This window comes from Pseudomonas sp. MWU349 (assembly GCF_017947325.1).
GTDB lineage: Bacteria > Pseudomonadota > Gammaproteobacteria > Pseudomonadales > Pseudomonadaceae > Aquipseudomonas > Aquipseudomonas protegens.
The window spans coordinates 202068-214593 of record NZ_JAFEVP010000007.1; the positions used below are offsets into that span (position 1 = coordinate 202068).

Below are 12526 nucleotides of genomic sequence, written 5' to 3' on the forward strand. Positions count from 1 at the left end.
CTGTGCCGGGCGCCCCTGATCGGGGCGTCCGGTGCCCGGGTGGCCGCGCCTGCGTGCCGGTCACGCTCACCATAAAAACAAGAGAATCGACTTATGCTCGCCTTACTCGGCCTCGCCATGGTGGTGGTCTTCACCTTCCTGATCATGACCAAGCGCCTGTCGCCCATTGTGGCGTTGACCCTGGTGCCGATCGTTTTCGCGGTGCTCGGCGGGTTTGCCGGCACCACCGGCAAGATGATGCTCGACGGCCTGAAAATGGTCGCGCCGTCGGCGGCGCTGTTGCTGTTCGCCATTCTGTTCTTCGGCTTGATGATCGATTCGGGGCTGTTCGACCCGCTGATCCGCAAGATTCTCAAACGGGTCAATGGCGATCCGACCAAGATCGCCATGGGCACCGCGCTGCTGTCGCTGGTGGTGGCCCTGGACGGTGATGGCACCACCACCTACATGATCACCTGCGCGGCCATGCTGCCGCTGTACAAGCGCATCGGCATGAACCCGATGATCCTCGCCACCATCTCCATGCTGTCGTTGAGCATCATGAGCGGCATGACCCCCTGGGGCGGGCCGGCAACCCGCGCCATCGCCGCCCTGGGCCTGGATGCCGGCGAGTACTTTGTACCACTGTTGCCGACCATGATCGGCGGCGCCGCCTGGGTGGTGTTCACCGCCTACCTGCTGGGCCGGGCCGAGCGCAAGCGCATCGGCAATACCCAGCTGCAAAGCGGCGGTGGCGACTGCTACATCAAGGCGATTCTCGAAGACACCCCGCACAAGCGGCCCAAGCTGGCCTACGTCAACCTCTTGCTGGTGATGGCGGTGATGACCGCGCTGGTGCTGGGGCTGATGCACTCGGCGGTGCTGTTCCTGATCGGTTTTGTCCTGGCCCTGATGATCAACTACCCGCAGCTGGATATTCAGAAGGAGCGCATTCTCGCCCATTCAGGCAACGCCATGACCGTGGTGCTGCTGGTGTTCGCCGCGGGGATCTTCGCCGGGATCTTCTCCGGCACCAAGATGGTCGACGCCCTGGCGCAGACCCTGGTGGACTGGATTCCGCCGTCCTGGGGCCACCTGTTCCCGCTGGTGGTGGCGCTGACCAGCATGCCGCTGACCTTCGTCCTGTCCAACGATGCCTATTACTTCGGCGTGGTGCCGATCCTGGCCAACGCTGCGGCGGTCTATGGCATTTCTCCCCTGGAAATCGCCCGCGCCTCGATCCTCGGCCAGCCGGTGCACCTGATGAGCCCGCTGGTGGCCTCGACCCTGCTGCTGGTGGGTATGGTCGATCGCGACATCGGCGACTTCCAGAAAGCCACGGTGAAGTGGGCGGTGCTGACCTCGCTGGTGATTACCGCCCTGGCCTTGCTGACCGGCGCCCTGACCCTGTTCGTCTGATTCGTTCGAAACCCTCTTTGATGGCCCGGCGCGTTTGTTTCAAGGGCGCCAGGGCCAACTGCGCCTTGAATAACAACAACGAGAACTACCCCATGAGCCATTGGCCAACCCGCACCCTGATGCTGTCCAGCTTGAGCCTGCTGCCCCTGGCGGCGGCCCAGGGCGCCGGCTTCATTGACGACAGCAGCCTCAAGCTGCAACTGCGCAACGTCTATTTCAACGAGAACTTCCGCGACGAACACGGCCTCAGCGCCAAGGCTGCGCGCAGCGCCAAGAGCGAGCGCACCGAATGGGCCCAGGGCTTCCTGCTGGACTATCAGTCCGGGTTCACCCCCGGCACCCTGGGCTTGGGGGTTGATGCCCTGGGGCTGCTGGGGGTTCGGCTCGACTCCGGCAAGGGCCGCAGCGGCACAGGGCTGCTGCCGGTGCACGACGACGGTCGCGCCGCAGGCGAATTTGCCAGTGCCGGCGCCACGGCCAAGGTGCGGTTGGCCAAGACCACGCTCAAGTACGGCACCTTGCTGCCCAAGACCCCGGTGCTGGTCTACAACGATGCCCGTCTGTTGCCGCAGACCTATCAGGGCACCCAGCTCACCAGCACGGATATCGACGGCCTGAGCTTGACCGGCGGTTACCTGCAGCGCTTCAAACTGCGCGATTCCACCGACAGCGTGGGGCTGGTGCCCGACGGCTACAGCGGCGGCCAGTCCGGGGACTTCCGCTACGGCGGGGCCGAATACAAGTGGAGCAAGAACCTGCGCCTGAGCTATTTCCATGGCGAGCTGGAGAACTTCTATCGGCAGGACTTCGTCGGCCTCCAGCATGACCTGGCGCTGGGGCAGGGCACCTTGACCAGCGACCTGCGCTACTTTCGCAGCGCCGATTCAGGCGCGGCCTTTGACGGCAAGATCGACAACCGCATGCTCAGCGGCCAACTGACCTACGCGATCGCCGGGCATTCCCTTGGCGGTGGTTATCAGCGTCTCAGTGGCGATGCCGGCTTGCCGTATATCAGCGGCGCCACGGTCTACTCCTTCAGTAACGCCGGCATCGGCAAGTTCATCGAAGAGGGCGAGAAGACCTGGATGCTCGGCTATGGCTACAACTTCGCTGGCCTGGGTGTGCCCGGCCTGGCCTTCAGCTCCCGCTACCTGAGCGGCAATGACGGCAAGTCCAGGACCCGGGTCGATGAGTGGGAGCGCGACAGCGAACTGGCCTATGTGCTTCAGCAAGGCTCGTTCAAGGGGCTGGGGGTGAAGCTGCGCAATTATGTGTATCGCTCCGACTACGCCCGTGGGCGGGACAGCAACCGCCTCTACATCACTTACGAGATTGCCCTCTGGTAGCGCATTTACAGCGGCTTGAAGCGCCCATCCCACTGCGGGTCCAGGCGCTGGATGCGCGCAGCCAGTGGTGGGTGGGTGGCCATCAGGCGGCCCAGGCGCAGTTTCACCCCCTGGTGAAAATACAGGTGGCTGTACTGCGCGGCGGCGAAGGCGCGCAGGCGTGAACCGGCGCTGCTGCCGCCGATCTTTTTCAGGGCGCCGGCAATGCCCTGGGGGTTGCGGGTGAACTGCACCGCCGAGGCATCGGCGAGAAACTCGCGCTGACGGCAGATGGCGGCCTTGATCAGGTTGCCCAGCAAGCTGCCCAAAGAGCCGAAGACCAGCAGGGCCAGGCCCAGCACGGCGAAGATGATCTGCCAGAAGAAGCGGTGGCGGTCGCTGCCCAGGTGCTGCTTTTCAGCCTGGCGCAGCACCGCGATGCCCGCCAGGCTGAACACCAGCAGGCCATGGATCACGGCCAGCAAGCGGGTGTTGAGGCGCATGTCGCCGTTGTGAATGTGGCTGAACTCATGGGCCACCATGCCCTGCAACTCGTCGCGGTCCAGGTGGATGAGGGCGCCACGGGTGATGCCGAGCACGGCCTGCTGCGGGGTCAGTCCGGCGGCGAAGGCGTTGATCCCGTCTTCCGGCAGCACATACACCGCAGGCATGGTGGCGCCCGAGGCCAGGGCCATTTCCTCGACGATATTGAGCAGCCGCTGTTCCTCGCTACCTTTGGGCGAATCGTTGATCAGGCGCCCCCCCAGGTGCTCGGCGATGACCTTGCCGCCGGCCCGCAGGCGCCAGCTCTTGTACCAACTGCCCAGCACCACCACCAGCAGCATCAGCAGCGCCACCACGGTAACCGCGGTCCAGCTCAAGACCTTGGGCTGCTTGTATTCCTGGCTCAGTTCGCGCCATGCAAGGCCCAGCCCCAGGCTGCTGAGGCTGACCAGGGTGGCTACCGCCAGGGTCATCAGCAGCACCAGCTTGAGGGTGTGGCGCCGGGCTCGGGCCTGGTGTTGAAAGAACTTCATGCAGGTTTCCGGGGGCAGGTGCAGTTACTGGAAGGAGACTTTGCTGGCGTCTTGAATGCGCGCGCTGTCAGCAAATTGCAGCAGGGCGGCATCGGCCCGGTGTCCGAACAGCCCGGCGAAAAACAGCGCCGGCACCCGCTGCTTGCACAGGTTGTAGTCGGTCACTGCATCGTTGAAGGCCTGGCGCGCGTAGGCGACCTTGTTCTCGGTGCTGGTCAGTTCTTCGCTCAGTTGCGCCATGTTCTGCGAGGCCTTGAGTTCCGGGTAGGCCTCCAGGCTCAGGTGCAGGCGGTCGAGGACCTGGTCCAGGGCACCCTGGTCCTGGCCCAGGCGGGCGATGCTGGCGCTGTCACCGGGTTGCGCAGCAGCCGCTTGCAGGCTGTTGCGCGCGCTGTTGCGCGCCTCGGCCAGTGCAGTCAGGGTCTGGCGCTCGTGCTGCAGGTAGCCCTTGACGGCTTCCAGCAGGTTGGGGATCAGGTCGTAGCGGCGCTTGAGTTGCACCTCGATCTGGGCGAAGGCATTGCGCAGACGGGTACGTCGGGTGGTCAGGCGGTTGTAGAGGCTGACCAGGTACAGCGCCAGAGCGGCGAGCAGCACTAGGGCGACGATATCGGCGGTGGCCATGGGATGTCCTTATCGGGTGAGGCGTGGGGGCGGCAATGGTAACGGAATCTTCCTGTTCGGTGACACACCTTCGCCGGCGACCCGTCAATGATTGCCAAGGGCCGGCAATTCTGCGAAAAAGCGCTCGGCTTGCGCGGGGACCGAAGGGCACCGCTGCTTTTTATTCAATGAACCAGGGACAGGTAATGGACAAGATCATGCTCAGGTTGACGGTGGTGGACGACTATCCGCCGGTGGCCAGCGAAGGGGTCTGGGCCGAACGCCAGCCCGATGGCCTGTACCGTATCGCCAACCTTCCGTTCTACTCCCAGGATGCCTGTTACGAGGACGACGTCGAAGTCCAGGTGCAGGCCGATGGCCTGAAGTGGTTCAGGCGGGTCGGGCGCAGCAGTGGCAACAGCACATTGCGCCTGGTGTTCTTTGACGCCGGCAGGGCCCGGACCCCCGAGGTGCTGGCGCGGATCAACGCCCTGGGCTGCAACTGGGAAGGCATGAGCAAGGCATTCTTTGCTGTCAATGTGCCTGCCTCGGTGTCGCTGGACAGCGTGCTGGAGTACCTGCAGGCGTGCTTTGAGCAGGATTGGCTGGATTATGAAAGCGGGCTGTTGCGCCAGTGACCGCCAATAAGGAGCAAGGAGCGATGGGTTTGAAATTTCATGCCACTGGCTACAGTGCCTGCACTGAAGACGAGGTACAGATCCTGGGTTTTGCCGACGACGGGCAGCACCCCGAACACTACCTGCTGTTGCAGCGCGCCGAATGCTTTGACGAGCAGGACCGGCAGTTGGGCATGGACACCTACCATGTGGAACTGGGCAGCCAGGCAGTCTCCGGCTATGGCGGCATCCGCCAGGTGCTGCTGGCCCCGGGCCGTCTGACCCTGCACTTTGATGACTCCCAGGCCTGGTGCCGGGGCTTGCCCAGCCTTGAGATCAGCTGGAAGCCGGGGCTCGCCAGCGTCGAGGACGTCGCGATGGCGCTGGGGGCGATCTTTCTCGACACCGATACCCTGATCGAGGTGGCGCCACAGTGATTGCCAAGCCGGGGCAATTCTGCGAAAAAGCGCGCCGCAGTCCCGTGACGGGGCAATGCTTGAACGGGAGTGAACCATGAGCGACGAATTGCAGGTCATCGATATCCAGCCGGGCGACGGCAAGGCTGTGGTCAAGGGCGCCTTGATCACCACCCAGTACCGGGGCTTTCTGGAGGACGGCAGCAGCTTCGACTCCTCCTATGATCGAGGCAAGCCGTTCCAGTGCGTGATCGGCACCGGTCGGGTGATCAAGGGCTGGGACCAGGGCTTGATGGGCATGCAGGTGGGCGGCAAGCGCAAGCTGCTGGTGCCGGCGCACCTGGGTTATGGCGAGCGTTCCATGGGCGCCATCCCGCCCCATTCCAACCTGATCTTCGAGATCGAGTTGCTGGAAGTGCTGACCCGGGACGATTGAAGGCTTGAGGAGCGAGGGGCCGATGCGTGCCAATAAAGCCTGCCCGGTGGTGCTGCGCCATTCCGCCGAGTTGGAGATCCTGGCTTTCCGCCACCCACTGGCCGGCCTGCAACTGGTCAAGGGCACGGTGGAGGCGGGGGAGTCCACGGCCGCTGCAGCCGTTCGCGAGCTGGCGGAAGAGGCCGGTGTCCTGGCCGGGGAAAGCGGTTTCCTGGGGCTCTGGCATTCGGGCTTCTGCGGCCAGGTGTGGGCCTTCCATGAATGCCGGGTGCCAGCGCCGTTGCCGCAGAGCTGGAGCCATTTCACCGCGGATGACGGTGGCCATCGGTTCGAGTTTTTCTGGCAGCCTCTGGCCAGCCTGCCGTCGGAGCAATGGCACCCGCTGTTCCAGGGCGCCCTGGGATTCCTGCGCCAACGCCTGCTGGGCGAAGGCGCCGGGGCCTAGGCAGCGGCTTATTGTCCGAGGCGATACTGGTTGTTGCCGCTGCGCTTGGCCTCGTACATCGCCTGGTCGGCGACGTGCAGCAACTGGTCCATGCGCCCGCCATGGTCGGGAAACATCGCCACTCCCAGGCTGCTGCCGATGCTGTGGCGATGGCTGTCCACTTCCACCGGCGGCGACAGCTGGCTGAAGATCTGCTCGCCGATGCGCCGGGCCTCTTCGGCCAGGTCGAGCCCCGGGGCCAGGCCTTCGAGAATCACCACGAATTCGTCGCCGCCGATACGCGCCACGGTGTCGCTGGCCCGCAGGATGCCTTGCAGACGCTGGGCGGTAGCGCTCAGCACCTGGTCCCCGGCGGCATGGCCGTACTGGTCGTTGATCGCCTTGAAGCCATTGAGGTCGACGAACACCAGGGCCACCCGGGTCTGGTCGTGACGGGCCTGTTCCAGGGCCCGGGACAGGCGCTGTTCGAGCATCAACCGGTTGGGCAGCCCGGTCAGCCGGTCGAAATGAGCCAGTTGCTGCAACTGGCTGGTGGAGACCTTTTCGTCGGTGATGTCGCGCACCACACCCATCATCTTGATGGTGGCGTCGTGCACGTTCTTCACCACATTGCCGGTTTCCCGCAGCCAGTGGACGCTGCCATCGGGCCACACCACGCGGTACTCCTCATCATGGTTCTCGCCGGTCTCCAGGCAGCGCAGCTCGCCGGCGCGGACCCGTTCCCGGTCCTCGGGGTGCACGCAGGAACAGAACAGCTCGTAGGAGGGCACTACCTGGCCAACCTGGAAGCCGAACATGCCGTAGATTGCCTCCGACCAGTACAGGCGCTGGGTATCGACCTCCCAGTCCCAGGTGCCGATCCGCGCAAAATACTGGCTGCGCTTGAACCGTTCGGCGTCGTCGGGCCGACCTTCGGCGAGCCGTCGATAGACCTGCAACCGGGCCTGGGCCCGGCGTTCACGGCGCCATAGCCACAGCGCCAGCAGCACCAGCAGGAAGATCACGCACAGCAGGGACCAGACGGCAATCATCGGAGACTGGACAACATGGAAAGGCAGGGTCCTGAGGGGGAGAGTGGCACTTGGCTATGTTAATCCACCGCATCGGTTGCCCCGCAGCTTTTTTCGCCTGCCGGGCAGGGCGTTTGTGCGAATGACCGGACTGCCTTGATCAAGTCCGGCGCCGTGGTGCTGCTCGATGCCAGCGATGAGCCGGTGGCCGGGCAGATCCGCACATCGCTGCAAGGCGCGGGCGGCGATTGTCAGTGTGGTGGCCCGGGCCTCGCTCAGTGCCGAGACCGTGCGTGCCTGGCCACGCTGCCGGGGCTGTCGCACCAGACCCTGGAATGGCGCAGCGTCTGCAGCCGGGCGCCTCAGGTGGTGCCCGGGCGGTACAGTTCCAGCAGCGAATAGGCCAGCCCCACCACGGCCACTGCCAGCAGCACCAGGCTCGACCCCCCCGTCACCAGGCGTTTGTACTTCAGCGAGAAGCCCTGGCGCGCCACCAGGATATAGGCCCCCAGCACCGCCAGGTCGATCAGTACCCAGACCAGGGTCAGCAGCACTGCGCTGTGTTCGAAGGTACGGCCGACCTGGATGAACTGGGGGAAGAACGAGGCAAAGAAGATGATGTCCTTGGGGTTGCCGATGCCCACCACAAAGCCGGTGGCCAGGCCCCTGCCACGCCCGGCCAGGTTTTTTCCCGGGGCTTGTGCAGCGGGTTGGGTGGCCGCCTCGCGCAACCCCTGCACGGCCAGCCAGGCAATGAAGCAGCAGCCCAGCACGCTGATCCAGTGGATCAGCCGTGGGTCCAGGGCCAGCCCGCCGGAGAGCATCAGCACCGCCAGCAGGGCCAGCAGCAACGACGCCGCGTTGGTGCCCAGGGCGGTCAGCAGCGCCTGGCGCGGGCCGGCGTTCATGCTGGTGCTGACGATCAGCGCCACCACCGGCCCCGGGGTCGCCACCAGCATCACCACGCTCAGGGTATAGGCCAGCAATAACGACATGTTCACATCCACCCGGCAACTCCTCGATCATTGGCAAAGGCCCTAGCCTGAAGGCTTGAGCCTGCGTTGAAAAACGCAAAAAGCTGTGACCTACTATGATTTTTAATCATGCTGAGTGCTTGCCGATGGTCGAGTCCCTGCCGCCGCTCTATGCCTTGCGCGCCTTTGAAGTGGCGGCCCGTTCCAGCTCCTTCACCCGGGCCGCAGAGGAGCTGTCCCTGACCCAAAGCGCCATCAGCCGGCATATCCGCACCCTGGAAAGCCAGTTCGGCTGCCGCCTGTTCGAGCGCCACGGCCCCAGATTGGTACTCACTGACGTCGGGCAGCGCCTGGCCCGGGAGCTCAAGGCAGGGTTCCGGATCATCGAGGACGCCTGCCTGCCGCTGCGCAGCGGCAGTGGCCAACTACGCCTCAAGGCCCCTTCGACCCTGACCATGCGTTGGCTGTTGCGGGCCCTGGACCAGCTCAAGCACCAGCAGCCGTCGCTGGCGGTGCAACTGGCCAGCGTGTGGATGGATTTCGATCATGTGGATTTTCATGCCGAGCCCTATGACTGCGCGATTCTGCTGGGCAACGGGCAGTTCGGCGCCGGGGTCGAGGCCTGCAAGCTGTTCGATGAGTGGCTGATTCCCATCGGCCCTCCGGAGGCCGTGGATGCGCCGCCCTGGACCCTGGAACGGCTCAGGGAGGCGCCACTGATCCACCCTTCGGCGGACCGCCGCGATTGGCGGCGCTGGCTGCAGGCCCAGGGCTTGCTGGGGCAGGTACGGCTGGACCGGGGCAACGTCTTCGACACCCTGGACCAGGCGATCTGCGCGGCCATGCGTGGCCACGGGCTGTCCATCGCCGACCTGTACCTGGTGGCCGAGGACATCCGCCAGGGCCTGGTCAGCCTGCCGTTTCCCCGTGCGCTGGCCTCGGGGGACGGCTATTACCTGGTGTGGCTGCGGGACAGCCCGCGCCGGGAACAGATCGACGGCCTGCGCGCCTTTCTGCTGGAGCAAGTGGTATCCATCGATGACCTCGAACTGGGTGACCTGATGCCTGGCGCCGGCTGATGGCGGGGCCGCCTCAACGGCGCAGCATGACCCAGTCGCGGTGCAGGCCGGCGCCGCAGGGGAACAGGGTTTCGCCGACCCTCACAAAGCCGTTGCGCTGGTAGAAACGGATCGCCCGGGCATTGTGTTCGTTGACGGTCAGGCGCTGGGTGTCGTCTTGCTGTGCGTTGGGCATGCATAGCGGCATGGCTTCTGCGCCCTGAAGCAAAACGCCAGCATGGCCGGCCTGCGCGCTTCACTGGCCGGCCAGCCGGCTGCTACAGGATGATGTAGTCGTTGTGCTGCACGATGCCCTGGTGAGGGCCCTTCACCAGGTGCACGTAGCGGCCGTCGGCCAGGTCGATGGGCAGGCAGTCGTCGACGTCCAGCAGGGCATCGGTGTGGGATTTGTGCCAGTGGGCAAGCATCTGCTGCTTGCCTTTGGCCTTGGCCTGCGCCTTGTCCCGGGCCACCACCAGCAGGTAACGGTGGGCTTCGCCGAAGGTCGCTGCTTCATAGCCGCCCAGGTTGATGAAGTACAGGCGCGGCGCATCCGCCGCCGGGGCCAGGGCGCTGAGTTCGAGCCTGTAGTCTTCGATACCGTCCACCCGCATCCATGAGTCGATGTGCAACCCCGCCGGGCTGCCGAACCAGCCTTCGCGCAGTTGCGGGTAGGCCGCTTCGAGGCTGTCGGCGACCACGAACTGCACATCATGGACTTCGATTTTCGCTCTGGGGTGCTTGCCCCCCAGCATCACCACAAACAGCATGCAGGCTCCTTGTTCCGGGCTAGGTGGTGGCGTGTGCCGCCACCTGGGCGCACGTTTTACCTCAAGCCGGGCGCCGGGCCAAGGTCGACGGTTTCAGCGGCCATGCAACCGACGGCTGTCCGCAGGGGCCTGGCAACGCTCTTGCAGTCCATAGTCGCGCAGCACCGTCGCCACCCGCAGCCGGTAGTCGGCAAATACCTCACCGCGGCCCCGGGCTTGTGCCTGGCGGTGGCATTCCAGGTTGCGCCACTGGGCCACGGCCTGTTCGTCACGCCAGAACGACAGGGACAGCAGTTTTTCCGGCTGGGCCAGGCTCTGGAAGCGTTCGATGGAGATGAACCCGTCGATCTCCCCCAGCTGGTTTTTCAGCCCGGCCGCCAGCTCCAGGTAGGCGTCGCGCTGGCCCGAAGCTGGCAGCACTTCAAAGATCACCGCAATCATTGTTCAGCCTCCCTGCGGTCGCTGAACAGCGGAATACGCCCGTTGACCGAGGCCTGGTACTGCCAGTCCAGGGTCAGCGCATCCAGGCCGGGGCCCTGCAGCAGGGCGTGCAACAGGCCTTGGACTATGCCCAGGGCCAGCTCCCGGCCAGGGCAGCGGTGGGCTCCGGCGCCGAAGCTGAAGCCCTGATGCGCCGGATCGCCGCCGGTAACGGCGGCCAGCGCCGGGTCCTGGTTGGCCGCAGCCAGCAGCACCAGAATGGTTTCGCCGGCTTGCAGTTCCACACCGTGCACGGTGCAGGGCGTGGTGACGAAGCGGCGGGTGTTCTGCACCGGCGGGTCCAGGCGCTGGCGCTCCAGCAGCCATTCGCCCAGCAGGCCCGGTTCCTGGCGCAGGCGCTGCTGCATGGCCGGTGCAGCCAGCAGGGCGACCAGGCTGTTGCCGACCAGGCCGGCGCAGGCGTCATGGGTCTGCGCCAGCAGGCCCGCCAGATTGGCCCGCAGGTCCGCTGGAGCAAGCTCACCACTGCGGTCGAGAATCTGCCGCAGCAGCGGGCTGTGTCGCGGGGCCTGCACCAGGGCCTGCATTTGCGCGTCCAGCTCCAGCGCTGCCCGGTCGGCGGCCTGCAACCGGGGCTGATCGCTCAGGGGCGAGAAGCAGGCGACGAATTCCCCGGTGCGCCGGGCGAGTGTTTCGCACTGTCCGACGGGGACGCCAAGCAGGCTGGCCAGCAGCGCCACCGGCAGTACGAACTGCCAGCGTTGCAGGTCGGCGGCGCTGGCCGGAGCCACAAGGGCCGGTTGCCACCGGGCCAGATGGGTCGCCAGCCCGGCGGTACAGAGGCCCTGCAAGGCCGGTTCGATGGCCGCACGCGGGCAACGCTGGCGGGGGCCGTCGTTCATCCGCATCAGGCGGCCGAACAGCTGCCCGGCCGGCCTTCCGGCAATTGCCTGGGGGACCGGCTCGGTACTGGGGCGCACCTGGCAGGCCGGGTGGTCGAGCACCGCGGCCACCGCCGCGGCGCTGCTGGCGACCCATAGCCGCAGGGCGCAATCGTAGGTCAGGCCGCCCCTGGCGCGCAGGCGGGTGTAGTAGAAGTACGGGTCTGAGTGGGTAGCAGCGCTGATCGCGTCCATGATTTATCTCTTTGTTCTGCAAATATCCAGGCTGCTACTATCCTGACCCTTTCGAAGACACGATTCGTCATGGAGCGAAATATGAATGTAGTGCAGAACGACGTAGGGGTATCCCAAGTGGCGGCGGCGATCGCCGAGCCGGCGCGCACCCGCATGCTCTGTGCGCTGATGGACGGCCACGCACGCACCAGCACCGAGCTGGCGGCGATTGCCGAGGTCAGCACTTCTACCGCCAGTGCCCATCTGGCCAAGCTCAAGGAGGCGGGGCTATTGCGGGTGCAGGTCCAGGGCCGGCACCGTTATTACTGCCTCGGCGACCCGCTGGTGGCCCAGGCCCTGGAGGCGCTGATGGTGATCGGCCAGGGCCGCACGCCCAGCTTCACCCCGCGCACCCCGGACCGCCTGCAGTTCGCCCGCACCTGCTACGACCACCTGGCGGGCACCCTGGGGGTGCAGTTGCACGACCGGATGTTCGAGGCCGGCTGGCTGCTGGCGGCCGAGGAGGGCGAGGAGGGTGAGGCCTACCGGGTCAGCGACAGCGGCGAAGAGTTTTTCCGCAGCCTGGGGATCGAGGTGGCCGGGCTCAAGGCCTTGCGTCGACGCTTTGCCTGCCCGTGCCTGGACTGGAGCATGCGCCGTCCGCACTTGGGGGGCGCCCTGGGGGCGGCGCTGTTGCAGGCCTTGCTGGAGCGCAAATGGCTGATCCAGGACCTGGACAGCCGCGCCCTGAGCCTGACCGGCACCGGTGGTCGCTACATCAGCAAGCGCTTTGGCATGGCCCTGATCCAGCCGGCCCGGCCGCTGTCGTCCTCGGCGGTCATTGAGTTGCAACGCCTCGGCGGCTGAAGCCCGCACGCTCT

16 protein-coding genes and 1 pseudogene are annotated in these 12526 nt (G+C 65.7%); 9 read left to right on the top strand and 8 right to left on the bottom strand.

Going from position 1 to position 12526, the window contains the following annotated elements; translation table 11 throughout:
- The first annotated feature begins 93 nt into the window (after positions 1-93).
- Positions 94-1398: a citrate:proton symporter gene (locus KCG88_RS26570; protein WP_210713482.1), complete on the top strand. Its 1305-nt coding sequence runs from the start codon at positions 94-96 to the stop codon at positions 1396-1398.
- A gap of 92 nt (positions 1399-1490) precedes the next feature.
- Complete coding sequence (locus KCG88_RS26575; RefSeq protein WP_210713483.1) at positions 1491-2744, top strand: OprD family porin; 1254 nt, start codon at positions 1491-1493, stop codon at positions 2742-2744.
- A gap of 5 nt (positions 2745-2749) precedes the next feature.
- Here the strand turns inward: KCG88_RS26575 and KCG88_RS26580 are convergent, their stop codons facing one another.
- Together KCG88_RS26580 and KCG88_RS26585 are read right to left on the bottom strand one after the other, a co-directional pair.
- Positions 2750-3760 (bottom strand): M48 family metallopeptidase, encoded by a 1011-nt coding sequence (locus KCG88_RS26580; protein ID WP_210713484.1) that lies wholly within the window; start codon positions 3758-3760, stop codon positions 2750-2752.
- A 24-nt stretch (positions 3761-3784) separates the two neighbouring features.
- Positions 3785-4384, bottom strand: coding sequence for a LemA family protein (locus tag KCG88_RS26585; protein ID WP_210713485.1), 600 nt, complete (start codon positions 4382-4384; stop codon positions 3785-3787).
- A 185-nt stretch (positions 4385-4569) separates the two neighbouring features.
- Here KCG88_RS26585 and KCG88_RS26590 point away from each other — a divergent pair, with 185 nt between their 5' ends.
- The 4 genes from KCG88_RS26590 to KCG88_RS26605 all read left to right on the top strand — a co-directional run bounded on the left by KCG88_RS26590 (position 4570) and on the right by KCG88_RS26605 (position 6277).
- Positions 4570-5001 carry a DUF4265 domain-containing protein gene (locus KCG88_RS26590; protein WP_047286032.1) on the top strand — a complete coding sequence of 144 codons (432 nt, stop codon included), beginning with the start codon at positions 4570-4572 and terminating at the stop codon, positions 4999-5001.
- Between the two features lie 23 nt (positions 5002-5024).
- Positions 5025-5417, top strand: coding sequence for an Imm10 family immunity protein (locus tag KCG88_RS26595; protein WP_210713486.1), 393 nt, complete (start codon positions 5025-5027; stop codon positions 5415-5417).
- Between the two features lie 76 nt (positions 5418-5493).
- Complete coding sequence (locus KCG88_RS26600) at positions 5494-5832, top strand: FKBP-type peptidyl-prolyl cis-trans isomerase (protein WP_047286041.1); 339 nt, start codon at positions 5494-5496, stop codon at positions 5830-5832.
- Between the two features lie 22 nt (positions 5833-5854).
- Positions 5855-6277 (top strand): NUDIX domain-containing protein, encoded by a 423-nt coding sequence (locus tag KCG88_RS26605; protein WP_210713487.1) that lies wholly within the window; start codon positions 5855-5857, stop codon positions 6275-6277.
- An 8-nt stretch (positions 6278-6285) separates the two neighbouring features.
- Here KCG88_RS26605 and KCG88_RS26610 read toward each other — a convergent pair whose 3' ends face one another.
- Positions 6286-7308 carry a sensor domain-containing diguanylate cyclase gene (locus KCG88_RS26610; protein WP_210713488.1) on the bottom strand — a complete coding sequence of 341 codons (1023 nt, stop codon included), beginning with the start codon at positions 7306-7308 and terminating at the stop codon, positions 6286-6288.
- A 135-nt stretch (positions 7309-7443) separates the two neighbouring features.
- Here KCG88_RS26610 and KCG88_RS26615 point away from each other — a divergent pair, with 135 nt between their 5' ends.
- Entirely contained in the window at positions 7444-7689 is a 246-nt protein-coding gene (locus KCG88_RS26615) for a hypothetical protein (RefSeq protein WP_246882841.1), read from the top strand.
- Here the strand turns inward: KCG88_RS26615 and KCG88_RS26620 are convergent.
- Positions 7650-8288 (bottom strand): LysE family translocator, encoded by a 639-nt coding sequence (locus KCG88_RS26620; protein ID WP_210713549.1) that lies wholly within the window; start codon positions 8286-8288, stop codon positions 7650-7652. The genes KCG88_RS26615 and KCG88_RS26620 overlap by 40 nt on opposite strands.
- 119 nt (positions 8289-8407) lie before the next feature.
- On the opposite strand from KCG88_RS26620, the gene KCG88_RS26625 reads away from it, so the two are divergent.
- Positions 8408-9340, top strand: coding sequence for a LysR substrate-binding domain-containing protein (locus KCG88_RS26625; protein WP_047286047.1), 933 nt, complete (start codon positions 8408-8410; stop codon positions 9338-9340).
- Positions 9341-9353: 13 nt separating this feature from the next.
- Here the strand turns inward: KCG88_RS26625 and KCG88_RS26630 are convergent.
- The 4 genes and pseudogenes from KCG88_RS26630 to KCG88_RS26645 all read right to left on the bottom strand — a co-directional run.
- Positions 9354-9485, bottom strand: a pseudogene (locus KCG88_RS26630) (GNAT family N-acetyltransferase); the annotation flags it as partial.
- 112 nt (positions 9486-9597) lie between these two features.
- Entirely contained in the window at positions 9598-10089 is a 492-nt protein-coding gene (locus KCG88_RS26635; RefSeq protein ID WP_015635251.1) for a DUF1543 domain-containing protein, read from the bottom strand.
- A gap of 93 nt (positions 10090-10182) precedes the next feature.
- The gene (locus KCG88_RS26640; RefSeq protein ID WP_047286049.1) at positions 10183-10530 is read right to left on the bottom strand and encodes an antibiotic biosynthesis monooxygenase; all 348 of its coding nucleotides are present in this window, start codon (positions 10528-10530) and stop codon (positions 10183-10185) included.
- On the bottom strand, positions 10527-11666 hold the full coding sequence (locus KCG88_RS26645) for a cytochrome P450 (protein WP_210713489.1): 1140 nt from the start codon (positions 11664-11666) through the stop codon (positions 10527-10529). Before KCG88_RS26645 ends, KCG88_RS26640 begins: the two co-directional genes overlap by 4 nt.
- 81 nt (positions 11667-11747) lie before the next feature.
- Here KCG88_RS26645 and KCG88_RS26650 point away from each other — a divergent pair, with 81 nt between their 5' ends.
- Entirely contained in the window at positions 11748-12512 is a 765-nt protein-coding gene (locus tag KCG88_RS26650; protein WP_047286054.1) for a metalloregulator ArsR/SmtB family transcription factor, read from the top strand.
- Positions 12513-12526: the final 14 nt, after the last annotated feature.